Consider the following 24,917-nt stretch of genomic DNA (forward strand, 5'->3'; position numbering starts at 1 on the left):
GTGGGACCGGGTTGTCCCCATCGGGGGCAAAGCCCCCTCCCACACTTTGTTGGGTTCACATAGCGATAGCTGTGAATGCAGTCCAATGTGGGAGGGGGCTTGCCCCCGATGGGGCCTTTATAAGCGCTAAATCAACATCTCGATACGCAGCGAGTTGGTCGAACCCAACTGCCCAAACGGCACCCCCGCCGTAATCACCAAGGTATCCCCGCGCTGCGCCATCCCTTGGGCCTGGGCAATCTCCAACGCCGTAGAACACACCTCATCCACCTGGCGCAGCCGATCATTGACCACCGAGTGCACGCCCCACGCCACGCTCAGCCGTCGTGCCGTGGACAGGTTCGGTGTGAGGTTGAGGATCGGCGCCACTGGCCGTTCCCGCGCCGCGCGCAGGCTGGAGCTGCCGGATTCGCTGTAGTTCACCAGCACCGCCACCGGCAGGATGCTGCTGATGCGACGGATCGCGCAGCTGATGGCGTCCGACACGGTGGCATCGGCCTTGGGTCGGCTGACGTCTAGCTGCGCCTGGTAATCCGGGCCGTTTTCCACTTGGCGGATGATCTTGCTCATCATCTGCACGGCTTCCAGCGGGTACTCGCCCGATGCGGTTTCGGCCGACAGCATCACCGCATCCGCGCCTTCGGCCACGGCGTTGGCCACGTCGGTGACTTCGGCACGGGTCGGCGCCGGTGAGAAGCGCATGGATTCAAGCATCTGCGTGGCCACCACCACCGGTTTACCCAGTTGGCGGCAGGTGCTGATGATGTCCTTCTGAATCTGCGGCACGCTTTCGGCGGGTACTTCCACACCCAGGTCGCCCCGGGCCACCATGATGGCGTCGCTCAGCTCGGCGATTTCCCGCAGCCGCTGCACGGCGGAGGGCTTCTCGATCTTGGCCATCAGGAAGGCCTTGTCGCCGATCAGCTCACGGGCTTCGCGGATGTCTTCCGGGCGTTGCACGAACGACAGCGCCACCCAGTCCACGCCCAGCTCCAGGCCGAAGCTCAGGTCGCGCCGGTCCTTGGCGGTCAGTGGGCTCAGCTCCAGCAACGCTTGGGGCACGTTCACACCTTTGCGGTCGGACAGCTCACCGCCATTGAGCACGGTGGTGTCGATGGCATCGGCATGCTTGGTGATCACCCGCAGGCGCAGCTTGCCGTCGTCCAGCAGCAAGTCCATGCCCGGTTCCAGGGCTGCGATGATTTCCGGGTGGGGCAGGTTGACGCGGCGTTGGTCGCCCGCAGTCTCATCCAAGTCCAGGCGCAGTGCCTGGCCACGCACCAGTTGCACCTTGCCCTCGGCAAACCGCCCGACCCGCAGCTTCGGCCCTTGCAGGTCCATCAGGATGCCCAGCGGGTAGTTGAGCTGGCGCTCCACCTGGCGAATCCACTGGTAGCGCTGGGCGTGATCGGCGTGCTCACCGTGGCTGAAGTTGAGGCGGAAGATATTCACCCCGGCCTCCACCAGCTCACGGATGTCATCAATCCCGTCGGTGGCCGGGCCCAGGGTGGCGAGGATTTTGACTTTTTTGTCAGGCGTCATGTTTGGCAGTCTCAAGAATCAGAATGGCGCGGAAGTCGTTGACGTTGGTGCGCGTCGGCTCGGTGACGATCAAATCGTCGAGCGCCGCGAAATAGCCGTAGCCGTTGTTGTTATCCAACTCATCACTGGCATTCAGGCCCAGGGCTTCGGCGCGGCGGTAACTGCACGGCGTCATGATTGCGCCGGCGTTGTCTTCCGAGCGTCGATGCCGTCGGTGTCGCCCGCCAGGGCATACACGCCGGGCAGGCCTTTGAGGCTGTCGGTCAGGCTCAGCAGGAATTCCGCGTTACGCCCGCCACGGCCATTGCCGCGCACGGTGACGGTGGTTTCACCGCCGGACAGGATCACGCAGGGCGCCGCCAACGGCTGGCCGTGCTGCACGATCTGGCGGGCAATGCCCGCGTGCACCTTGGCCACGTCCCGCGCTTCGCCTTCCAGGTCGCCGAGGATCAGCGGGCTGAAGCCGGCCTGGCGTACTTTCACGGCCACGGCTTCCAGGGATTGCTGGGGGCGGGCGATCAATTGGAAGTGGCTGCGGGCGAGGATCGGGTCGCCGGGCTTGACGGTTTCCGAGGCCGGGTTTTGCAGCCAACTGCGCACGGATGCAGGCGCGTCGATCCCGTAACGCTTGAGGATTGCCAGGGCTTGTTGCGAGGTGCTCGGGTCGCCGACGGTCGGGCCGGAGGCAATCACCGTGGCCTGGTCGCCCGGCACATCGGAGATGGCGTAGGTGTATACCGTTGCTGGCCACGCGGCCTTGGCCAACCGACCGCCCTTGATCGCCGAGAGGTGCTTGCGCACGCAGTTCATCTCGCCAATGGTCGCGCCGGACTTGAGCAGGGCCTTGTTGATGGTTTGTTTGTCCGCCAGGGTGATGCCTTCGGCGGGCAGGGCCAGCAAGGCAGAGCCGCCGCCGGAGAGCAGGAAGATCACACGGTCGTCTTCGCCGAGGTTGCTGATCAATGCCAGCACGCGCTTGGCCACGGCCAGGCCGGCGGCATCGGGCACGGGGTGGGCGGCTTCGACCACTTCGATTTTCTGGCACGGTGCGCCATGGCCGTAGCGGGTGACCACCAGGCCAGTGACGTCGCCCTGCCAGCAGTTCTCGACCACGAGCGCCATGGCGGCAGCGGCCTTGCCGGCGCCGATCACAATCACACGGCCGCTGCGGTCGGCGGGCAGATAAGGTTCAAGGACTAGCCGGGGGTGGGCGGCGTCGATGGCTGTGGCAAACAGCTCGCGAAGCAGGTGTTGCGGATCGACCGACATAAGCGGGCTCCCGGGGGGATTCTTGTTTTTAGAGATGCAGCAATTTCAGACTTGGAATGGGAACAAATGTGGAAGGGGGCAAGCCTCCTCCCACATTGACTGCATTTCAGAGTGAGATCTGTGGGGGGTTACTTATCGCGAATCGAGAAGTTCGCCATATGCTCCAGCCCCTTGATCAGCGCCGAGTGGTCCCAATTCCCGCCGCCAATCGCCGTGCAGGTGCTGAACACCTGCTGGGTGCCGGCGGTGTTCGGCAGGTTGATCCCCAGCTCCTTGGCGCCGGCCAGGGCCAGGTTCAGGTCTTTCTGGTGCAGGTTGATGCGAAAGCCCGGATCGAAGGTGCCCTTGATCATGCGTTCGCCGTGCACTTCCAATATCTTCGACGAGGCAAAGCCCCCCATCAGCGCTTCACGCACCTTGGCCGGTCGGCGCCGTTTTTCGAGGCGAACAGCAGCGCTTCGGCCACCGCCTGGATGTTCAGCGCAACGATGATCTGGTTGGCCACTTTGGCGGTCTGGCCATCGCCATTGCCGCCGACCAGGGTGATGTTCTTGCCCATGCTCTGGAACAGCGGCAGGGCGCGTTCGAACGTCTGCGACTCGCCGCCGACCATGATGCTCAGGGTGCCGGCCTTGGCGCCGACTTCACCACCGGACACCGGCGCGTCGAGGTACTGCGCACCGGTCTCGTTGATCTTCGCCGCGAACGCCTTGGTGGCGGTGGGCGAGATCGAACTCATGTCGATCACTACCTTGTTCGGCGAGAGGCCGGCAGCCACGCCGTCGGCGCGGAACAGCACGTCTTCGACCTGTGGGGTGTCGGGCACCATGACGATGATGAACTCGGCTTCCTGGGCAACTTGCTGCGGATTGGCCAAAGCTACTGCGCCGGCGCTGATCAGTTCAGCCGGTGCCTTGCCGTGGTGTTCGGAAAGGAACAGTTGGTGACCGGCTTTCTGCAGGTTCGCGGCCATGGGTTGGCCCATGATGCCGGTGCCGATAAATCCGATTTTAGCCATGATGAAATCCTCTTGTTATTACACAGCAGGTCCTATGTGGAGGGGGGCTTGCCCCCTCCCACATTGACTCGATGGTGTTTGTTAGATCGCGTTGTGAGTTTTGAGCCAACCCAAACCCGCTTCGGTGGTGGTCAACGGCTTGTACTCACAGCCGACCCAACCCTGGTAACCGATGCGGTCCAAATGCTCGAACAGGAAGCGATAGTTGATCTCGCCCGTGCCCGGCTCATTGCGCCCAGGGTTGTCCGCCAGTTGGATGTGGTTGATCTCATCCAGGTGCGTGGCCATGGTCCGGGCCAGGTCGCCTTCCATGATTTGCATGTGGTAGATGTCGTATTGCAGGAACAGGTTGGCACTGCCCACCTGCTCGCGAATGGACAGGGCTTGCGCCGTGTTGTTCAGGTAGAAACCGGGGATGTCGCGGGTGTTGATCATCTCCATCACCAGCTTGATGCCCGCTGCCTGCAGCTTGTCGGCGGCGTACTTGAGGTTGGCGACGAAGGTCTTTTCCAGGGTTTCATCATCCACACCCGCGGGACGAATCCCCGCCAGGCAGTTGATCTGGGTATTGCCCAGCACTTGGGCGTAAGCGATGGCCAGCTTGACCCCGGCGCGGAACTCCTCGACCCGGTCCGGGTGGCACGCCAGGCCGCGTTCGCCCTTGGCCCAGTCACCGGCCGGCAGGTTGAACAGCACCTGGGTCAGGCCGTTGGCGTCGAGGTTTGCCTTGATCTCAGCCGAGCTGAATTCATACGGGAACAGGTACTCCACACCTTCGAAACCGGCCTCGGCGGCCGCTTTGAAACGGGCAAGAAAGTCCTGTTCGGTAAACAGCATGGACAGGTTGGCGGCAAAACGCGGCATAGGGTTCTCCTTAATCGAGCAGGGAAATGGCAGTCGGCGCATCGTTGCCGACCAGGGCCAGGTCTTCGAATTCATTGACGGCGTTGATCTCGGTGCCCATGGAAATATTGGTCACGCGCTCCAGGATGATCTCGACGATCACCGGCACCTTGAATTCTTCGATCATTTCCTGGGCTTTGCGCAGCGCCGGTTGGATCTGGCCTGGCTCGAATACGCGCAGGGCCTTGCAACCCAGGCCTTCGGCGACGGCCACGTGGTCAACGCCATAGCCATTGAGTTCCGGAGCGTTGAGGTTGTCGAAAGACAACTGCACGCAGTAGTCCATTTCAAACCCGCGCTGTGCCTGACGGATCAAGCCCAGGTAGGAGTTGTTCACCACCACGTGGATGTACGGCAGCTTGAACTGCGCGCCCACGGCCAGTTCTTCGATCATGAACTGGAAGTCATAGTCGCCCGATAACGCCACCACCTTGCGGCTCGGGTCGGCCTTGACCACGCCCAGCGCAGCCGGAATGGTCCAGCCCAGCGGGCCGGCCTGGCCGCAGTTGATCCAGTGGCGTGGCTTGTACACATGCAGGAACTGCGCACCGGCAATCTGCGACAGGCCGATGGTGCTGACGTAGCAGGTGTCTTTGCCGAACACCTGGTTCATCTCTTCGTACACGCGCTGGGGCTTGACCGGCACGTTGTCGAAGTGGGTCTTGCGGTGCAGGGTGGCTTTACGCTGCTGGCAGTCATGCAGCCAGGCGCTGCGGTCCTTGAGCTTGCCGGCGGCTTTCCACTCGCGGGCTACTTCGATAAACATCGTCAGTGCCGCACCGGCGTCGGAAACGATGCCCAGGTCCGGGGTGAACACGCGGCCGATCTGGGTCGGCTCGATGTCCACGTGGATGAACTTGCGGCCTTCGGTGTAGACCTCCACCGAACCCGTGTGGCGGTTGGCCCAACGGTTGCCGATGCCCAGCACCACGTCCGACTTGAGCATCGTCGCGTTGCCATAACGGTGGGAGGTTTGCAGGCCAACCATGCCCACCATCAACGGGTGATCGTCGGCGATGGTGCCCCAGCCCATCAGGGTCGGGATGACCGGGATACCGGTGAGCTCAGCGAATTCCACCAGCAGTTCGCTGGCATCGGCGTTGATCACGCCACCACCGCTGACCAACAGCGGGCGTTCGGCTGCGTCGAGCAGGGCCAGGGCTTTCTCTACCTGGATGCGTGTCGCCAATGGCTTGGCCAAGGGCAGCGGCTGGTAGGCGTCGATGTCGAATTCGATCTCGGCCATTTGCACGTCGAACGGCAGGTCGATCAACACGGGGCCTGGGCGACCGGAGCGCATTTCATAAAAAGCTTTCTGGAACGCGTAGGGCACCTGGCCGGGTTCCAGGACGGTGGTTGCCCACTTGGTCACCGGCTTGACGATGCTGGTGATGTCCACGGCCTGGAAGTCTTCCTTGTGCATCCGTGCACGCGGGGCCTGGCCTGTAATGCACAGGATCGGGATCGAGTCGGCCGAGGCGCTGTACAGGCCGGTGACCATGTCGGTGCCCGCCGGGCCCGAGGTGCCGATGCACACGCCGATATTGCCGGCCTTGGTGCGGGTGTAACCCTCGGCCATGTGCGAGGCGCCTTCAACGTGGCGAGCAAGGACGTGATCGATGCCACCCACCTTCTGCAAGGCTGAGTACAGCGGGTTGATCGCGGCGCCTGGGATGCCGAAGGCGGTGTCCACGCCTTCACGACGCATGACGAGGACGGCGGCTTCGATTGCTCTCATTTTGCTCATGTTTTGGTGCCTCTTGCGTTTTGTAATTGTATACAAGTGGTGTCTGGTCAAAGTGTATTCACGGCGAGCGCCAGAGGTCAATGGATTTTCTTCACCGGCCTTGGCGTTCGTCGGAAGGCATTTTTAGCGGACTTTTTCGACGTATGGAGACTTTGTGCGAAAATATTGTATACAAAAACAAATGCCATTGTGTTCTATTTGTTTGATCGTGCATCTGATCAAACAGATCCAAACCGCTTTCCCAATAACAAAAGAAGGACGGCACCATGAGCGCTTTAACCTTGAAACTCGCCACCCAACTGGCCGGCCAGGCCCTTGCCGCTGGCCGCACCATTAGCGCCGCGCCACTGACCATTGCGGTACTCGACAGTGGCGGGCACTTGATCACCCTGCAGCGGGAAGACGGCGCCAGCCTGCTGCGCCCGCAAATCGCCATCGGCAAAGCCTGGGGTGCGATTGCCCTGGGCAAGGGCTCACGTTTGCTGGCGCTGGATGCGCAGCAACGGCCGGCGTTTATCGCGGCGTTGAACAGCCTGGGGCACGGCAGCGTCGTGCCGGCACCGGGTGGCGTGTTGATACGGAATCAGGACGGTGTGGTGCTGGGGGCGATCGGGATCAGCGGGGATACGTCGGATATTGACGAGCAGTGTGCGATTACGGCGATCGAGGGGGTGGGGTTGTTGGCGGATGCGGGGGTGTCAGCTTGATTCTCTGCTGACTGTCAGGGCCCCATCGGTAGCAAGCCCTCCCGCAATTTTGACCGTGTTCGCAGTTCAACCTGTGGGAGGGGGCTTGCCCCCGATTGGCACAGGCACCTCGGTGTATCAGTCCGGCTCACACCCCTTGAGCACCAACCGAATAATGGTCTGCGCCGCCGCTTCATAATCCGCTTCATCCAGCTTGGCCTTGCCGGTCACCGCCGAGATCTGCCAGTCAAAATCCGCGTACGTCTGGGTTGCCGCCCAAATGCTGAACATCAAGTGATTGGGGTCAATGGCCGCGATCAAGCCCCGGTCCACCCAGCTCTGGATGCATTGGATATTGTGCTTGGCCTGGGCATTGAGCTGTTCAACCTGCTCGGCACTCAGGTGCGGTGCGCCATGCATGATTTCGCTGGCGAACACCTTGGAGGCGAAGGGCAGGTCGCGGGAGATGCGGATTTTCGAGCGGATGTAGTTGCTCAGCACCACCGAAGGCTCGCCGTCCGGATTGAACGGCGTGGAAGCCGCCAGGATCGGCTCGATAATGCTTTCGAGCACCTCGCGGTAGAGGTTGTCCTTGGACTTGAAGTAGTAATAGACGTTGGGCTTGGGCAGCCCGGCCTTGGCGGCAATGTCGCTGGTTTTGGTCGCGGCGAAGCCCTTGTCGGCAAACTCCTCGCTCGCCGCCCGCAGGATTTTTTCTTTGTTGCGCTCGCGAATGCTGCTCATAAACCAGGAGTTTCCTTGCCAATACCGGCGGTTGCGCATGGTAGCACCGGCCATCCGCGGGCCTCAACAATCTGCCCTTAAAGCCCTGCGCCGCGTTATGCTCGCGCCATCCCCCTTTAAGGAAGACCGATTCATGGCAGGAAGCAGCTTGTTGGTGTTGATCGACGATATCGCCGCGGTACTCGACGACGTTGCTTGATGACAAAAATGGCCGCGAAGAAGACCTCAGGCGTGCTGGGTGACGACCTGGCGCTTAACGCCCAGCAGGTCTCCGGCGTGCGTGCCGAGCGGGAAATTCCCGTGGTGTGGGCGGTGGCCAAGGGCTCGTTCGTCAATAAGCTGATCCTGGTGCCCACCGCACTGCTGATCAGCGCCTTTGCGCCCTGGGCGGTGACGCCGCTGTTGATGCTCGGCGGCGCCTACCTGTGTTTCGAAGGCTTCGAGAAACTCGCCCACAAACTCCTCCACAGCAAAGCCGAAGACCAGGCCCAACACGCGCAATTGGCCGACGCCGTAGCGGACCCGGCGACCGATCTGGTGGCGTTCGAGAAGGACAAGATCAAAGGCGCGATCCGCACCGACTTCATCCTCTCCGCCGAAATCATCGCCATTACCCTAGGTATCGTGGCCGACGCGCAACTGACGCAACAAGTGATCGTGCTGTCGGGCATCGCCATTGTCATGACCGTAGGCGTCTACGGGCTGGTAGCCGGTATCGTCAAGCTGGACGACCTGGGCCTGTGGCTCACCCAGAAGCCTGGCCAGGTGGCGCGCAGCATTGGCGGCGCGATCCTGAGTGCGGCGCCGTACATGATGAAAAGCCTGTCGGTGATCGGTACGGCGGCGATGTTTATGGTCGGTGGCGGCATTCTTACCCATGGCGTGCCGGTGGTGCATCACTGGATTGAATCGGTGAGTCAGAGCGCGGGTGCAGTGGCGTGGTTGATGCCGACGCTGCTCAATGCGGTGGCGGGGATTGTTGCGGGGGCTGTGGTGTTGGCGCTGGTCAGTGTGGTCGGCAAAGTCTGGAAAGCAATCAAGGCTTAAATCGCAGACATAAAAAAGGCCATTCACTCGAATGGCCTTTTTTGTGGGCTTTGTTTACTCGGCAATCTGCAACTTGCGCGACTCGGTATAGATATACCGCACCTTCTCATACTCAAACGGCGAGTTCATCTGACCATACCGGAAGCTGGTCTGGTAGCGCTTGTCCACCGCGCGCAGGGCCCAGATTTCCGGGTGGTTGGAGCTGACTTCGGAAACGTTGAGGAAGTTGATCTGGGATTCTGCGGTGTAGTCCACCAGCAAGCCGCCGGTATCGCGCAGGTTCGACGGACCAAAGATCGGCAGTACCAGATAGGCCCCGCCAGGGACACCGTAGAAGCCCAGGGTCTGGCCGAAGTCTTCGCTCTGGCGCGGCAGGCCCATGGCGGTGGCCGGGTCCCACAGGCCGGCGATGCCGACGGTGGTGTTGAGCAGCAGGCGCCCGGTGGTTTCCAGGGAGCGGTGGCCCTTGAGCTGCAGCAGGCTGTTCAACAGGTTGGGCACGTCGCCCAGGTTGTTGAAGAAGTTGCTCACACCGGTGCGCAGGAAGCTCGGGGTCACGTACTTGTAGCCGTCGACCACAGGCAGGAACACCCATTGGTCGAAGCGGTAGTTGAAGTGGTACACCCGGCGGTTCCACGATTCGAGCGGGTCGTACACGTTGAGCGCGTTGACGGAGGAGCGTTCGAATTCGCGCTGGTCCAGGCCCGGGTTGAATTTGAGTTTGCTCAACGGCTCTTTGAAACCGTCGGAGTCCACCACGATTGGCGCGTGAGCCTTGCTGTTGTCGGCATTGGCTACGCCCGCGCACATCAGGGCGGCGAGCAGCAGAAGGTATTTAGCCACGGAAGAACTCCAGCATGGCGTCGGCGTTGACGCGGTAATTGAGGTTGCCGCAGTGGCCGCCCAGTGGGTAGACGGTCAAGCGATCGCCGAAGGTTTTACGCAGGAAACCCAGGTCGCCTGGGCCGAGGATCACGTCGTCGGCGTTGTGCATGACGGCGATTTTCGGGCTGGCGTGCAGGTAATCCTTGAGGGCGTACAGGCTGACCTGGTCAACCAGTTGCAACAGGCTGCCGCCGTCGGAACGGGCGCGCCACATCGGGATCACTTGTTCGGTGAGGTAGCAGTCGAAATCGCATTGCAGCGCACGCTTGAGGAACGGCGTAAGGCTGGTGCCTTCGGTGATCGGGTACTTCGGCGGGATGATCAGGCCGCGGCGGTTGATCAGGTCCGAGGTAAAGGCAATGTCGGCCGCCGAAAAGCGGAAGGAAGTGCCGATCAGCATGGCCATCTGTTCGTTGGTCAGGTGCTGCTTGGATTGCTGGAAGTCGTAGAGCAGGGCGTCGTTGAGGTCGATATAGCCCTTTTGCTGGAAGTAGCGGGTCAGCTTGTTCAGCACCAGTTCATAGAAGGTGGTGGTGTTGTTGATGCCCTTGACCTCGGTCTGTACCAGCTTGTCGAGGTTGGTGATCGAGGTGTAGAGGTTGACCGGCGGGTTGAGCAGCAGCACTTTCTTGAAGTTGAAGCTGCGGCGGGTCTCGTCCAGCTTGGCCACAAATGCCGCATCCAGGGCGCCGAGGCTGTAGCCGGAGAGGTAGAAATCGGTCACCGGCAGCGAAGCGTTCTGCGCACGCACGGCCTGCATCACGCGGTACATGTCTTCGGCGTCTTCCTGGGTGATCCCCGGAGTGGCGAAGCGCGAGGCGGCACTGATGAAGTCAAAGCTGGTCGGCGACGACAGTTGCACCACGTGGTAGCCGGCCTGGTAATACAGTTTTTTCAGGTATTCGTTGATGCTGCTGTCGAACCGCGCACCGGTGCCCGCGATCAGGAAGATCAGTGGCGCGGCGCGGTCCTGCTTGGCGATGCGGTAGGTGAGTTTCTTCACCGCCCAGAAGTTGTCCGGCAGGCTGAACTCGCGCTCGGGGCGCATGTTCAGGGTGTAGTCGGACTGATTGATCTGGTCATCGCTGGGCAATGTCGGCCGAAGGTCAGGCGGAGTGGTGGCGATGGTCGCTTCGAACGGGTTGGTCAAAGGGTAGCCATAGCTGGCTTGGTCAATGTCGACCGCCAGTGCTGACGCACTCAAAAAAAGGCTGCCCAACAGGGCGGCACAGCGCAAGGAACGGAGCATGACTAAATCCCTAAGAGGAAACGTGCTGAATGAAGTTCGCAGGCTATGACCACCGTGCTATCTCCGAAGTGCCAGCCTTCGGCACGAAAAGTCGGAAATAAACGTCGGAATCGGGGTAATAGTAGCCAGACGATACACTTTGCCACGCATTGGTGAACACTAATTGTGTGTATGTCCCTTGATAACGGCGGCGGGGCGATTAAGCTGGGCGCCGTTTTTGCCTATCGGAGTGCCCCCATGTCCCGTCGTTTGCCGCTGATTTTGCTGCTTATTGCCCTGCCGTTATGGCTGGCCGCCAGTTATGGTGCACGCTACGGTTTTATGGAAGATGGCCGCTGGGTGGGGATTTGCGCTGACGAGGCCAGTCGCTGGGAATGCCAGTTGCGTGGGAACCTGGGGTTGATGATTCACTTCAAGGTGCTGGGCTGGGCGGCGTTGATCACCTCGGTGCTGGCGTTTTTCGTGCCCGGCCGTGCGGGCTGGGGTTTGGCGGTGTTGGGGCTGGTGTTCGGGTTCCCGGCGCTGGCGTTGTACAACACCACGTTTGCGGTGTTTGCGGTGGTGATCGCTGGGTTGCGGTTGGTCCGGCAGCCGCGGGGCGCCTGATAGGGCCAATCGGGGGCAAGCCCCCGATGGCGGTCTCAAGTCCTGCGCATCCGCAAGCACCGCCACAAAGCCACAACCATCAACCCACTGACCACCGCCCAACCCCACGCCTGCTGGTTCAGCAACCCTTCGCGATACAGTTGCGGTGCGATGCCGGCGCCGATAATGAAGGTCAGCAGCGCAATTTCACGACGCGGTCCGGTCACCGGGCGAACCAGATATACCAATGCCGGCAACACCAGCGCGGCACTCGGGAAGCTGCGATAACGCGGGTCAAACACTAAAGACAACATCATCACCGCGCCGGCAAAACCGGCGATTGCCACCAGCCAGCCCGCACGTTGTTCCAGCCAGTTGAAGGCTCGCTCGCGCCAGCCTTCCCGAGTGCTCAGTGCCAATGCTGCATGAGCCAGCACCAGCAGGTTCAGCGCCACGAGTAAACCGGCCCACACCCATTCATCAGTAAAGCGTGCAGTCACGCGAGTCAGTTCGGCCCAGGAGCCGATGGAGCAGGCTGCCACTGCACCGAGCAACGGCAGCAGGATCGCGGCACGTGTGCTGCGAACCCGGCCGCCGAGCGCCAGTGTCCCCAGCAGGATGATCCCGCCCACCCCCAACCACAGCGGCCAGTACGGCACATTGGTCACAGGCCCGGCGAGGATGCCCTTTTCCTGGCGATCAGCATCGAACAGGCCCCAGTAACCGCCTACCGCACCTTCACTGGCGCGCTTCCACGGCTGGTCGAACGCTTCGATCAAGTTATAGCGCCAGCCGTTGGCTTCAGCCATGGCCACAAAGCCGCGCATGAACTTGGCTTCATTGACCCGGCTCGGCACAGCCGTTTCACGCTGGCGACCTTCGCTGGGCCAGCCGGTTTCGCCGATCAGCACGTCCTTGGGCGCGAACTTGTTGCCGAAGGTCTGGCGCACATCGCCCACATGCTTGAGGGCCTGGTCGATGCTCGATGGATCATCTTCCCAGTAGGGCAGCAGGTGAATGGTCAGGAAATCCACCGCCGGGGCGATTTCCGGGTGTTGCAGCCAGAACTCCCAGACATCGGCGTAGGTGACGGGTTGTTTGATCTGGCTTTTGACGGTCTGTATCAGCTTCACCAACTGCGCGGCGGTGACTTCCTTGCGCAGCAGGGCTTCGTTGCCGACGATCACCGAGGTCACCACGTCCGGGTTGGCGTTGGCCGCGGCGATCAGCTCATCGATTTCCTTTTCGGTGGCCACCGGATCACTGCTGACCCACGCGCCGGCCATCACCTTCAGGCCATGTTTGCGCGCCATGTCGGGCAGGGCTTCCAGGCCGGTCATGGAGTAGGTGCGGATGCATTCGAAGCGGGTGGCCAGCAGGGCCAGGTCGGCGTCCATGCGCTCGGGGCGCAGCTTGAACGGCTGGTCGAAGGGAGATTGGTCTTTGTCGAACGGCGTGTAGGACGCGCATTGCAGTTTATGGCTGGCACTGGCGACATCCGGCAGCACCACTGGGCGGCCAAGGCCGTACCAGTAGCCGACCAGGGCCAGCAGGCCGAGGATCAGGGCGAAGCAATAGGGCAGGGCGGGGAAGCGGGCAGTCGCGGGCATGGTCGGCTTATCTGGGGGAGCAAAGGCGCGCATCTTACCCGGATTTGCCCCTTCCCAGTGGGGCTGCATGATTTTGACATGCAAAGTTCGGGCGGAATATTGGCGCCATGTTCCAGGAAACGGCCTGCTGGCGATGTGATGTCGTTTCTTGCTTGCATAAGGTCGCTGACAGAGCAGGTCGACGGCGTCGGCAGGTTGATGATCAGGGTGTCAGCATTCCACTGATGTCGCAGCCACCGGATCGATGCGCGTGAAGGGGGCGCGGTGCACCACATAACAACAGGTTGACGTCGCTCGGCATCCGTCGGGCGCAGCACTTTCGGGGAAGTACGATGAAGATGCGACGACTCTTGGGCGCAGCTGCCACTCTGGTAGTTGCGATGAGCTCCACACTGGCCAGCGCCGACAGCAAAACCCTGAGCATCGGCTACGTGGATGGTTGGTCGGACAGCGTTGCCACCACTCATGTGGCAGCAGAAGTGATCAAGCAAAAGCTCGGTTATGACGTGAAACTGCAAGCGGTCGCCACTGGGATCATGTGGCAAGGCGTAGCGACCGGCAAACTCGACGCCATGCTGTCCGCCTGGCTGCCCGTGACCCACGGTGAATACTGGACCAAGAACAAGGACAAGGTGGTCGACTACGGCCCCAACTTCAAGGATGCGAAGATCGGTCTGATCGTGCCGGAGTACGTCAAGGCCAAGTCCATCGAAGACCTCAAGACTGACACCACCTTCAAGAACAAGATTGTCGGTATCGACGCCGGTTCAGGCGTGATGCTCAAGACCGACGAAGCGATCAAGGCCTACGGCCTGGACTACAAGCTGCAGGCCAGTTCGGGCGCAGCCATGATCGCCGAACTGACCCGTGCCGAAGACAAGCAGGAATCCATTGCGGTTACCGGTTGGGTGCCACACTGGATGTTCGCCAAGTGGAAGCTGCGCTTCCTGGACGATCCAAAAGGGATCTACGGTGCTGCTGAAACCGTCAACAGCATCGGCAGCAAGGGCCTGGAGAAGAAAGCACCGGAAGTCGCGGCCTTCCTGAAGAAATTCCAGTGGGCCTCCAAGGATGAAATCGGCGAAGTCATGCTCGCTATCCAGGAGGGCGCCAAGCCTGACGCAGCGGCCAAGGATTGGGTCGCCAAGCACCCTGAGCGTGTAGCCGAGTGGCTCGCTAAGTAAATTCCCCGATGTACCTTGTGGGAGGGGGCTTGCCCCCGATTGCGGCATGTCAGTCACAGCTATTTTGACTGACCCACCGCTATCGGGGGCAAGCCTCCTCCCACATTGATTTTTGCCCTCCGCAAATCTTCCTGTGTTCTCACAATCCCTCGCTACACTCGATCTAAGACTAAGGTCGTCTGGAACCTGTTCCGCAGCCGCATACAGTGGCCATGTTCCAATAATAAAAAAGCTGTGCTGCGAGGATAAAAACAATGAACGACAGCATTTACCTCTCGATTCAAAACAGCCCGCGTTTCAAGGAGCTGGTGAGAAAAAGGGAACGATTCGCCTGGATTCTCTCGGCAATCATGCTAGGGCTTTACTCCGCTTTCATCCTGTTGATCGCCTACGGGCCACAAGTGCTGGGGGCCAAGATCAGCCCCGGCTCGTCGATTACCTGGGGTATTCCCCTGGGCGTCGGGCTGATTGTGTCCGCCTTCATCCTGACCGGCATCTATGTGCGCCGGGCCAACGGCGAGTTTGACGACCTGAACAATGCGATTCTCAAGGAGGCTGCGCAATGATTCGGCGTCTACTGGCAATATTCGGCGCTTCACTGTTTGCTCCGGCCGTTTGGGCGGCGGACGCATTGACCGGTGCAGTGCAAAAGCAACCGTTGAACGTCTCGGCCATCGTGATGTTCGTCGCGTTCGTCGGTGCAACCTTGTGCATCACTTACTGGGCTTCCAAACGTAACAAGTCCGCAGCTGACTACTATGCCGCTGGCGGTAAGATCACCGGTTTCCAGAACGGCCTGGCGATTGCTGGCGACTATATGTCGGCGGCGTCCTTCCTGGGTATTTCCGCGCTGGTGTATACCTCTGGCTACGATGGCCTGATCTACTCGATCGGCTTCCTGGTGGGCTGGCCGATCATTCTGTTCCTGATCGCCGAGCGCCTGCGTAACCTGGGCAAGTACACCTTTGCCGACGTGGCGTCCTACCGCCTCGGGCAAACCCAGATCCGCAGCCTGTCGGCCTGTGGCTCCCTGGTGGTGGTGGCGTTCTACCTGATCGCGCAGATGGTCGGCGCGGGCAAGCTGATCCAGCTGCTGTTCGGCCTGGACTACCACGTGGCGGTGATCCTGGTCGGTATCCTGATGTGCATGTACGTGCTGTTCGGCGGCATGTTGGCGACCACCTGGGTACAGATCATCAAGGCGGTGCTGCTGCTGTCCGGTGCCTCGTTCATGGCGCTGATGGTGATGAAGCACGTCAACTTCGATTTCAACATGCTGTTCTCCGAGGCGATCAAGGTTCACCCTAAAGGTGAAGCGATCATGAGCCCCGGCGGCCTGGTGAAAGACCCGATTTCTGCGTTCTCCCTGGGCTTGGCACTGATGTTCGGTACCGCCGGCCTGCCGCACATCCTGATGCGCTTCTTCACCGTAAGCGACGCCAAGGAAGCGCGTAAGAGCGTGCTGTATGCCACTGGCTTCATCGGCTACTTCTACATCCTGACCTTTATCATCGGCTTTGGCGCGATCCTGCTGGTCAGCACCAACCCGGCGTTCAAGGATGCTGCGGGCGCTCTGTTGGGTGGTAACAACATGGCGGCGGTGCACCTGGCCAACGCGGTGGGCGGCAGTATTTTCCTGGGCTTCATCTCGGCCGTGGCGTTCGCCACCATCCTGGCAGTGGTTGCCGGTTTGACCCTGGCGGGTGCTTCGGCGGTGTCCCATGACCTGTACGCCAGCGTGATCAAGAAAGGCAAGGCCAACGAGAAGGATGAGATTCGCGTATCGAAGATCACCACCATCGCCCTGGCAGTGCTGGCAATCGGCCTGGGTATCCTGTTCGAAAGCCAGAACATCGCGTTCATGGTTGGCCTGGCGTTCTCCATTGCCGCGAGCTGTAACTTCCCGGTACTGCTGCTTTCCATGTACTGGAAAAACCTCACCACCCGTGGCGCCATGATCGGTGGCTGGTTGGGCCTGATCAGCGCCGTAGGCTTGATGGTGCTGGGTCCGACCATCTGGGTCTCGATCCTGCACCATGAAAAAGCCATCTTCCCGTACGAATACCCGGCGCTGTTCTCGATGATCATCGCGTTCGTGGGTATCTGGTTCTTCTCCATCACCGACAAGTCGGCGGCGGCAGAGAAAGAGCGTGCGCTGTACTTCCCGCAGTTTGTGCGTTCGCAGACTGGCCTGGGGGCGAGTGGGGCGGTTAACCACTAAGCTTGTAGCTGGATAAAGAAATGCCCCGGTCGAAAGGCCGGGGTATTTTTTTGTCTGGGGTTTTGTGGTGTCTGGTCTGGCCTCATCGGGGGCAAGCCCCCTCCCACACTGGATAGGGTTCACACATCTGAACGCGTGAATACAGTCAAATGTGGGAGGGGGCTTGCCCCCGATGAGGCCAGCTCAGGCGACACAAACAAAAACGGCCTCCACTTAGGGAGGCGTTCTCGGTACAGCTTGCAGCTAAACGCTTACTTGCGATCTTCCAGCTTGGTGATGTCACGCGACTCGTAGCCGGTGTACAGCTGGCGCGGGCGGCCAATCTTGTACGGGCTGGAGAGCATTTCTTTCCAGTGGGAGATCCAGCCCACGGTCCGCGCCAGGGCGAAGATCACGGTGAACATGCTGGTTGGAATGCCGATGGCCTTGAGGATGATCCCCGAGTAGAAGTCGACGTTCGGGTACAGCGAGCGTTCGATGAAATACGGGTCGGTCAGGGCGATCTCTTCCAGGCGCATGGCCAGTTCGAGTTGCGGATCGTTCTTGATGCCCAGTTCCTTCAACACTTCGTCGCAGGTCTTCTTCATCACGGTGGCGCGCGGGTCGCGGTTCTTGTAGACCCGGTGACCGAAGCCCATCAGCTTGAACGGATCGTTCTTGTCCTTGGCCTTGGCGATGAATTTGTCGATGTTCGAGACATCGCCGATTTCATCGAGCATGGTCAATACGGCTTCGTTCGCACCGCCGTGGGCAGGGCCCCACAGTGCGGCGATACCGGCAGCGATACAGGCGAACGGGTTGGCACCCGAAGAGCCTGCCAGGCGTACGGTGGACGTCGATGCGTTCTGTTCGTGGTCGGCGTGGAGGATGAAGATCTTGTCCATCGCAGCGGCCAGCACCGGGCTGATCGGTTTGATCTCGCACGGCGTGTTGAACATCATGTGCAGGAAGTTTTCCGCGTACGTCAGGTCATTGCGCGGGTACATCATGGGTTGACCCATGGAGTACTTGTAAACCATTGCGGCCAGGGTCGGCATCTTGGCAACCAGGCGGATCGCGGAGATTTCGCGATGCTGCGGGTTATTGATGTCGAGGGAGTCGTGATAGAAGGCCGACAGGGCGCCAACCACGCCGCACATGACGGCCATCGGGTGGGCGTCGCGACGGAAGCCGTTGAAGAAGGTCTTCAACTGCTCGTGAACCATGGTGTGGTTCTTCACGGTGCTGACGAACTGGGCTTTTTGCTCGGCTGTTGGCAATTCGCCATTTAGCAGCAGGTAGCAGGTTTCCAGGTAGTCCGACTTTTCAGCCAGTTGCTCGATCGGGTAGCCCCGATGCAGCAGAATGCCATTATCGCCGTCGATATAGGTGATCTTCGACTCGCAAGAGGCGGTCGACATGAAGCCTGGGTCGAAAGTGAAACGGCCCGTGGCCGTCAGGCCCCGTACGTCGATAACATCGGGACCAACGGTGCCGGTTAAAATGGGCAGCTCGACGGGGGCTGCGCCCTCGATGATCAACTGCGCTTTTTTGTCAGCCATGTGGCCTCCTATTTATGCTTCAAATCATCAGACAGACCCCCCACGCAGGGCCCGCACCACTATATTGATATAAATCCAGATGTCAATTTGCCTAAAGTCTTGCGCCAGAAGGCTTTAACCGTACTTTTTCCTCGAAATTGCCTGCCATTTACGCCTTTTATCCCGCCAGCGCAATCCGCTATTAGGGTGAGGTCAGCGCGTTGTCATTAGTAACCTAACTGTCTATACTCGGCCACCGACCGCCAAGGGCTTTTGGGCTTGCTTTCATTGGGGGTCGCACTCCCTGGGTGGTGCTTACCTGACCAGTCGCACTCCCCAACAACTTTGCCCTGATTGTTAGGGGCTCTTCAGTGTGAAAAAAAGCCGTGAATAGCCAACGACCTGTAAACCTAGACCTAAGGACCATCAAACTCCCCATCACCGGCGTTACGTCGTTCCTGCACCGTGTTTCCGGCATCATCCTGTTCCTGGGCTTGGGCATCATGCTTTATGCATTGAGCAAATCCCTGGGTTCCGAGGAAGGTTACGCCGAGGTGAAGGCATGCTTGACCAGCCCGCTGGCCAAGTTCGTAGCATGGGGCCTCCTGTCCGCTCTGCTGTATCACCTGGTAGCCGGTGTGCGCCACTTGATCATGGATGCGGGTATCGGTGAGACGCTGGAAGGCGGCCGCCTGGGCTCGAAAATCATCATCGCCATTTCCGTGGTGCTGATCGTTCTGGCAGGAGTTTGGATATGGTAACCAGCGTTACGAACCTTTCGCGTTCGGGCCTCTATGACTGGATGGCACAGCGTGTGTCTGCGGTCGTTCTCGCGGCTTATTTCATTTTCCTGATCGGATACCTCGTCGCAAACCCGGGCATCGGCTATGAGCAATGGCACGGCCTGTTCGCCCACAATGCGATGCGAATCTTCAGTCTGCTGGCCCTTGTAGCCCTGGGCGCACACGCCTGGGTTGGCATGTGGACCATCGCGACCGACTACCTGACGCCAATGGCGCTGGGCAAGTCCGCGACTGCAGTACGTTTTCTCTTCCAGGCAGTCTGCGGCATTGCGATGTTCGCTTACTTCGTCTGGGGTGTGCAGATTCTTTGGGGTATCTGATTCATGGCTAACATTCCAACTATTTCCTTCGACGCCATCATTATTGGTGGCGGCGGTGCTGGCATGCGCGCAGCGCTGCAGCTGGCCCAGGGTGGTCACAAGACTGCCGTGATCACCAAGGTGTTCCCGACCCGTTCCCACACCGTATCGGCCCAGGGTGGCATCACCTGCGCCATCGCGTCTGCGGACCCGAACGATGACTGGCGCTGGCACATGTACGATACCGTCAAGGGTTCCGACTATATCGGTGACCAGGACGCTATCGAATACATGTGTCAGGAAGGCCCGGCTGCGGTGTTCGAGCTGGACCACATGGGTCTGCCGTTCTCCCGTACCGAGCAAGGCCGTATCTACCAGCGTCCATTCGGCGGCCAGTCGAAGGATTACGGTAAAGGCGGTCAGGCTGCCCGTACTTGCGCTGCTTCCGACCGTACGGGTCACGCGCTGCTGCACACCCTTTATCAGGGCAACCTGAAAGCCGGCACCACGTTCCTGAACGAGTACTACGCCGTTGATCTGGTGAAGAACGCCGACGGTGCATTTGTTGGCGTGATCGCCATCTGCATCGAAACCGGTGAAACCACCTACATCCGCGCCAAGGCGACTGTTCTGGCGACCGGCGGTGCAGGCCGTATCTACGCGTCGACCACCAATGCCCTGATCAACACCGGTGACGGCGTCGGCATGGCACTGCGTGCTGGCGTGCCGGTGCAAGACATCGAAATGTGGCAGTTCCACCCGACCGGCATCGCGGCGCCGGTGTACTGGTGACCGAAGGTTGCCGTGGTGAAGGTGGTTACCTGATCAACAAGCATGGCGAGCGTTTCATGGAGCGTTATGCTCCGAACGCCAAGGACCTTGCAGGTCGTGACGTTGTAGCCCGTTCCATGGTTAAAGAGATCATCGCCGGTAACGGCTGTGGCCCGAACGGCGACCACGTGATGCTCAAGCTCGATCACCTGGGCGAGGAAGTGCTGCACAGCCGCCTGCCAGGTATCTGTGAGCTGTCCAAGACCTTTGCTCACGTTGACCCGGTACTGGCTCCGGTTCCGGTTGTTCCAACTTGCCACTATATGATGGGCGGCGTGCCGACCAACATTCATGGCCAGGCGATCACCCAGAACGCTGAAGGTGTGGATGAGATCATCCATGGCCTGTTCGCAGTAGGCGAAGTTGCCTGCGTATCGGTACACGGTGCCAACCGTCTGGGCGGCAACTCGCTGCTCGACCTGGTGGTATTCGGCCGTGCGGCCGGCCTGCACCTGGAAAAAGCGCTGACTGACGGCATCGAATACGATGACGCCACCGACGCCAACATCGAGACTGCCCTGGCTCGCCTGAACGCTCTGAACGAGCGCACTGATGGCGAAGACGTGGCAACCCTGCGTCGCGAGCTGCAAAGCTGCATGCAGAACTACTTCGGTGTGTTCCGTACCGGCGAATACATGCAGAAGGGTATCGCCCAGCTGGCTGACCTGCGTACGCGCATCGCCAACGTCAAGATCAACGATAAGAGCCAGGCGTTCAACACCGCTCGTATCGAAGCCCTTGAGCTGCAAAACCTGCTGGAAGTGGCTGAAGCGACGGCGATCGCCGCCGAGGTTCGTAAAGAATCCCGTGGCGCCCACGCTCGTGAAGACTTTGAAGACCGCGATGACGAAAACTGGTTGTGCCACACCCTGTACTTCCCGGGTGACAAGCGCGTAACCAAGCGTGCCGTGAACTTCTCGCCGAAAACGGTTCCGACGTTTGAACCGAAGATTCGGACTTACTAAGGGTGGCTGCCATGTTGAAAGTCAGTGTTTATCGCTACAACCCTGATCAGGACGCTGCGCCGTTCATGCAGGAGTTCCAGGTCGATACCGGTGGTAAAGACCTGATGGTGCTGGATGTATTGGCACTGATCAAAGAGCAGGACGAAGGTTTCTCCTATCGTCGCTCTTGCCGTGAAGGTGTATGCGGTTCCGACGGCATGAACATCAACGGCAAAAACGGCCTGGCGTGCATCACGCCGCTGTCCGCCGTGGTGAAAGGCAACAAGCTGATCGTTCGTCCTCTGCCAGGTTTGCCGGTTATCCGTGACCTGGTCGTCGATATGAGCATCTTCTACAAGCAATACGAGAAAGTTAAGCCGTTCCTGCAGAACGACACGCCGGCTCCGGCCATCGAGCGTCTGCAGTCCCCTGAAGAGCGTGAAAAGCTCGACGGTCTGTACGAGTGCATCCTGTGCGCCTGCTGCTCGACCTCGTGCCCGTCCTTCTGGTGGAACCCGGACAAGTTCCTGGGTCCAGCTGCCCTGCTGCAAGCGTACCGCTTCCTGGCAGACAGCCGTGATACCAAGACGTCCGAGCGTCTGGCTTCGCTGGATGACCCGTTCAGCGTATTCCGCTGCCGCGGGATCATGAACTGCGTCAACGTATGTCCCAAAGGCCTGAACCCGACTAAGGCCATTGGTCACATCCGTAACATGCTGCTGCAAAGCGGCGTGTAACCGACGTTGTAACAAAGCAGGACCGTTGTGCCCGTAAATGCTGCGGCGCAGGCTTCAACCGGCGCCGTAGTTTTAACTTGAGCAGCGACTTACAAAGCCGCGGCTCTTATTTTGAAGAAATGAGACAAGCAGGGGCATTCGGGTTGGTACCCGAACTATCAGCGTGATCCTAAGTGGCTTGTTTTGGTCGCTGCACTTGGCCTTTTGCAAGCAAACTCGGTGTTTTCGCCGGTGGTGTCCCCAAATCGAGGGTGACCAAGCATGCAAGAAAGCGTGATGCAGCGCATGTGGAACAGCGGCTATCTTTCAGGTGGTAACGCTGCCTATGTGGAAGAGCTTTATGAGCTCTACCTGCACGACCCTAACGCTGTGCCAGAAGAATGGCGCACCAAATTTCAGACGTTGTCTTCAGACGGCAACGCTGCCACCGATGTATCGCACGCAACGATTCGCGATCAATTTGTGCTGCTGGCAAAGAACCAGCGCCGCGCCCAACCGGTTTCCGCCGGCAGCGTGAGCAGTGAGCACGAGAAGAAGCAAGTTGAAGTGCTGCGACTGATCCAGGCCTACCGGATGCGTGGCCACCAGGCGGCCCAGCTTGACCCGCTGGGGCTCTGGCAGCGTCCTGCACCTGCTGACCTGTCGATCAATCATTACGGCTTGACCAATGCCGATCTTGATACGACCTTCCGTGCCGGCGACCTGTTCATCGGCAAAGAGGAAGCGAGCCTACGCGAAATTCACGAAGCGTTGCAGCAGACATATTGCCGCACCATCGGCGCTGAGTTCACGCACATCACCGATTCCGAGCAACGCCACTGGTTCCAGCATCGCCTGGAAGGCGTGCGTGGCCGTCCGGTGCTGTCCGCCGACGTACGCAGCCACCTGCTTGAGCGCGTGACCGCAGCGGAAGGCCTGGAAAAATACCTGGGTACCAAATACCCGGGTACCAAGCGTTTCGGCCTGGAAGGCGGCGAAAGCCTGATCCCGATGCTCGACGAGCTGATCCAGCGTTCCGGTTCCTACGGCACCAAGGAAATCGTGATCGGCATGGCCCACCGTGGTCGCTTGAACGTGTTGGTCAACACCTTCGGCAAGAACCCGCGTGAGCTGTTCGACGAGTTCGAAGGCAAGAAGAAGGTCGAGCTGGGTTCCGGTGACGTTAAATATCACCAGGGCTTCTCGTCCAACGTCATGACCACCGGCGGTGAAGTTCACCTGGCCATGGCCTTCAACCCATCCCATCTGGAAATCGTTTCTCCAGTGGTCGAGGGTTCGGTCCGTGCTCGCCAGGATCGTCGCAACGACACCACCGGTGAAAAGGTTCTGCCGATTTCCATCCACGGTGACGCGGCATTCGCCGGTCAAGGCGTGGTCCTGGAAACGTTCCAGATGTCGCAGACTCGCGGCTTCAAGACCGGCGGTACGGTTCACATCGTCATCAACAACCAGGTTGGCTTCACCATCAGCAACCCGCTGGATGCGCGCTCCACCGAGTACGCCACCGACGTTGCCAAGATGATCCAGGCGCCGATCCTCCATGTGAATGGTGATGATCCGGAAGCCGTGCTGTTCGTGACCCAACTGGCTGTCGACTACCGCATGCAGTTCAAGCGTGACGTGGTGATCGACCTGGTGTGCTACCGCCGTCGTGGTCACAACGAAGCTGACGAACCAAGCGGCACCCAGCCGTTGATGTACCAGCAGATCACCAAGCAGCGCACGACCCGTGAGCTGTATGCCGAAAGCCTGACCAAGGCCGGTATTGTTGACGATGCGCGTGTTCAGGCGAAGATCGATGAATACCGCAACGCGCTGGACAATGGTCTGCATGTAGTGAAAAGCCTGGTCAAGGAGCCGAACAAAGAGCTGTTCGTTGACTGGCGTCCGTACCTGGGTCACACCTGGACGGCGCGTCACGACACCTCGTTCGATCTGAAGACCCTGCAGGAACTGTCCGCCAAGCTGCTGGAAATCCCGGATGGCTTCGTGGTGCAGCGCCAGGTTGCGAAGATCTACGAAGACCGTCAGAAGATGCAAGCCGGCGGCCTGCCGATCAACTGGGGTTACGCCGAAACCATGGCGTACGCGACCCTGGCGTTCGAAGGTCACCCGATCCGCATGACCGGCCAGGACATCGGCCGCGGTACGTTCTCGCACCGTCATGCTGTGCTGCACAACCAGAAAGACGCGGGCACCTACATCCCGTTGCAGAACCTGTACGAAGGCCAGCCGCGTTTCGACCTGTACGATTCGTTCCTGTCCGAAGAAGCCGTACTGGCGTTCGAATACGGTTACTCGACCACCACGCCGCAGGCGCTGGTGATCTGGGAAGCCCAGTTCGGCGACTTCGCCAACGGTGCCCAAGTGGTTATCGACCAGTTCATCACCAGCGGCGAGCACAAGTGGGGCCGTCTGTGCGGTCTGACCATGCTGTTGCCACACGGTTATGAAGGTCAGGGTCCGGAGCACTCCTCGGCCCGTCTGGAGCGTTACCTGCAGCTGTGCGCCGAGCACAACATCCAGGTGTGCGTGCCGACTACCCCGGCCCAGATCTACCACTTGCTGCGTCGTCAGGTAATCCGCCCGCTGCGCAAGCCGCTGGTAGTGCTGACCCCGAAATCGCTGCTGCGTCACAAATTGGCCATCTCGACCCTGGAAGATCTGGCGGACGGTTCGTTCCAGACCGTGATTCCAGAAATCGACACGCTGGATGCGGCCAAGGTCACTCGCCTGATCCTGTGCAGCGGCAAGGTCTACTACGACCTGCTGGAAAAACGTCGTGCCGAAGGCCGCGAAGACATCGCCATCGTGCGTATCGAGCAGCTTTACCCGTTCCCGGAAGATGACCTCATGGAGATCATCGCGCCTTACACCAACCTCACCAATGTGGTGTGGTGTCAGGAAGAACCGATGAACCAGGGCGCGTGGTACAGCAGCCAGCATCACCTGCGTCGCAGCATCGGCAACCACAACAAGGCCCTGGGCCTGGAGTACGCCGGTCGTGATGCATCTGCTGCACCTGCTTGTGGTTATGCGTCGATGCACGCCGAGCAGCAGGAAAAACTGCTGCAAGATGCTTTCACTGTTTAA

General features: G+C 60.1%; 17 protein-coding genes and 4 pseudogenes. 11 read left to right on the forward strand and 10 right to left on the reverse strand.

What is annotated here, in order from left to right; translation table 11 throughout:
- Window positions 1-126: 126 nt before the first annotated feature.
- The 5 genes and pseudogenes from pyk to gcl all read right to left on the reverse strand — a co-directional run bounded on the left by pyk (window position 127) and on the right by gcl (window position 6,479).
- Complete coding sequence (gene pyk, locus IQK56_RS08535) at window positions 127-1,542, reverse strand: pyruvate kinase (RefSeq protein ID WP_150760958.1); 1,416 nt, start codon at window positions 1,540-1,542, stop codon at window positions 127-129.
- Window positions 1,532-2,811, reverse strand: a pseudogene (locus IQK56_RS08540) (glycerate kinase type-2 family protein). Before IQK56_RS08540 ends, pyk begins: the two are co-directional and overlap by 11 nt.
- 128 nt (window positions 2,812-2,939) lie before the next feature.
- Window positions 2,940-3,829: pseudogene (locus tag IQK56_RS08545) on the reverse strand (2-hydroxy-3-oxopropionate reductase).
- 81 nt (window positions 3,830-3,910) lie between these two features.
- Window positions 3,911-4,693 (reverse strand): hydroxypyruvate isomerase, encoded by a 783-nt coding sequence (hyi, locus tag IQK56_RS08550; protein ID WP_193862719.1) that lies wholly within the window; start codon window positions 4,691-4,693, stop codon window positions 3,911-3,913.
- Between the two features lie 10 nt (window positions 4,694-4,703).
- Complete coding sequence (gene gcl / locus IQK56_RS08555; RefSeq protein WP_032889133.1) at window positions 4,704-6,479, reverse strand: glyoxylate carboligase; 1,776 nt, start codon at window positions 6,477-6,479, stop codon at window positions 4,704-4,706.
- Window positions 6,480-6,745: 266 nt separating this feature from the next.
- Between gcl and IQK56_RS08560 the strand changes: the two genes are divergently transcribed.
- Window positions 6,746-7,186 carry a GlcG/HbpS family heme-binding protein gene (locus IQK56_RS08560; protein WP_193862721.1) on the forward strand — a complete coding sequence of 147 codons (441 nt, stop codon included), beginning with the start codon at window positions 6,746-6,748 and terminating at the stop codon, window positions 7,184-7,186.
- A 117-nt stretch (window positions 7,187-7,303) separates the two neighbouring features.
- Here the strand turns inward: IQK56_RS08560 and IQK56_RS08565 are convergent, their stop codons facing one another.
- Entirely contained in the window at window positions 7,304-7,909 is a 606-nt protein-coding gene (locus IQK56_RS08565; protein ID WP_099586753.1) for a TetR/AcrR family transcriptional regulator, read from the reverse strand.
- Between the two features lie 133 nt (window positions 7,910-8,042).
- Between IQK56_RS08565 and IQK56_RS08570 the strand changes: the two are divergent.
- Window positions 8,043-8,956, forward strand: a pseudogene (locus IQK56_RS08570) (DUF808 domain-containing protein).
- A 54-nt stretch (window positions 8,957-9,010) separates the two neighbouring features.
- Here the strand turns inward: IQK56_RS08570 and IQK56_RS08575 are convergent.
- Window positions 9,011-9,799 carry an MlaA family lipoprotein gene (locus tag IQK56_RS08575; RefSeq protein ID WP_122306429.1) on the reverse strand — a complete coding sequence of 263 codons (789 nt, stop codon included), beginning with the start codon at window positions 9,797-9,799 and terminating at the stop codon, window positions 9,011-9,013.
- A complete protein-coding gene (locus tag IQK56_RS08580; RefSeq protein WP_122306430.1) occupies window positions 9,792-11,090 on the reverse strand; it encodes an alpha/beta hydrolase family protein in 1,299 nt (432 codons plus the stop codon). Before IQK56_RS08580 ends, IQK56_RS08575 begins: the two co-directional genes overlap by 8 nt.
- Before the next feature lie 237 nt (window positions 11,091-11,327).
- On the opposite strand from IQK56_RS08580, the gene IQK56_RS08585 reads away from it, so the two are divergent.
- Window positions 11,328-11,696, forward strand: coding sequence for a hypothetical protein (locus tag IQK56_RS08585; protein ID WP_150675817.1), 369 nt, complete (start codon window positions 11,328-11,330; stop codon window positions 11,694-11,696).
- A 35-nt stretch (window positions 11,697-11,731) separates the two neighbouring features.
- On the opposite strand, the gene IQK56_RS08590 is transcribed toward IQK56_RS08585, so the two are convergent.
- Window positions 11,732-13,285 (reverse strand): glycoside hydrolase family 17 protein, encoded by a 1,554-nt coding sequence (locus IQK56_RS08590; protein ID WP_150675816.1) that lies wholly within the window; start codon window positions 13,283-13,285, stop codon window positions 11,732-11,734.
- 332 nt (window positions 13,286-13,617) lie between these two features.
- Between IQK56_RS08590 and IQK56_RS08595 the strand changes: the two genes are divergently transcribed.
- The 3 genes from IQK56_RS08595 to IQK56_RS08605 all read left to right on the forward strand — a co-directional run bounded on the left by IQK56_RS08595 (window position 13,618) and on the right by IQK56_RS08605 (window position 16,690).
- Window positions 13,618-14,469, forward strand: a complete 852-nt coding sequence (locus tag IQK56_RS08595; protein WP_099586747.1) for a glycine betaine ABC transporter substrate-binding protein — start codon at window positions 13,618-13,620, stop codon at window positions 14,467-14,469.
- A 254-nt stretch (window positions 14,470-14,723) separates the two neighbouring features.
- Window positions 14,724-15,035, forward strand: coding sequence for a DUF485 domain-containing protein (locus tag IQK56_RS08600; protein WP_003190001.1), 312 nt, complete (start codon window positions 14,724-14,726; stop codon window positions 15,033-15,035).
- Window positions 15,032-16,690, forward strand: a complete 1,659-nt coding sequence (locus tag IQK56_RS08605) for a cation acetate symporter (protein WP_150675815.1) — start codon at window positions 15,032-15,034, stop codon at window positions 16,688-16,690. Before IQK56_RS08600 ends, IQK56_RS08605 begins: the two co-directional genes overlap by 4 nt.
- A gap of 251 nt (window positions 16,691-16,941) precedes the next feature.
- On the opposite strand, the gene gltA is transcribed toward IQK56_RS08605, so the two are convergent.
- Window positions 16,942-18,231, reverse strand: a complete 1,290-nt coding sequence (gene gltA, locus IQK56_RS08610; RefSeq protein WP_017734340.1) for a citrate synthase — start codon at window positions 18,229-18,231, stop codon at window positions 16,942-16,944.
- Window positions 18,232-18,596: 365 nt separating this feature from the next.
- Between gltA and sdhC the strand changes: the two genes are divergently transcribed.
- The 5 genes and pseudogenes from sdhC to IQK56_RS08635 all read left to right on the forward strand — a co-directional run bounded on the left by sdhC (window position 18,597) and on the right by IQK56_RS08635 (window position 24,917).
- Complete coding sequence (gene sdhC / locus IQK56_RS08615; protein WP_016979564.1) at window positions 18,597-18,971, forward strand: succinate dehydrogenase, cytochrome b556 subunit; 375 nt, start codon at window positions 18,597-18,599, stop codon at window positions 18,969-18,971.
- Window positions 18,965-19,333 (forward strand): succinate dehydrogenase, hydrophobic membrane anchor protein, encoded by a 369-nt coding sequence (gene sdhD / locus IQK56_RS08620; RefSeq protein ID WP_003233245.1) that lies wholly within the window; start codon window positions 18,965-18,967, stop codon window positions 19,331-19,333. The genes sdhC and sdhD overlap by 7 nt, the downstream gene beginning before the upstream one ends.
- A gap of 3 nt (window positions 19,334-19,336) precedes the next feature.
- Window positions 19,337-21,108, forward strand: a pseudogene (sdhA, locus tag IQK56_RS08625) (succinate dehydrogenase flavoprotein subunit).
- Between the two features lie 11 nt (window positions 21,109-21,119).
- Window positions 21,120-21,824, forward strand: coding sequence for a succinate dehydrogenase iron-sulfur subunit (locus IQK56_RS08630; RefSeq protein ID WP_003172807.1), 705 nt, complete (start codon window positions 21,120-21,122; stop codon window positions 21,822-21,824).
- 261 nt (window positions 21,825-22,085) lie between these two features.
- On the forward strand, window positions 22,086-24,917 hold the full coding sequence (locus IQK56_RS08635; RefSeq protein WP_032889159.1) for a 2-oxoglutarate dehydrogenase E1 component: 2,832 nt from the start codon (window positions 22,086-22,088) through the stop codon (window positions 24,915-24,917).

Origin of the sequence: Pseudomonas cyclaminis (genome assembly GCF_015163715.1) — a bacterium.
GTDB lineage: Bacteria > Pseudomonadota > Gammaproteobacteria > Pseudomonadales > Pseudomonadaceae > Aquipseudomonas > Aquipseudomonas cyclaminis.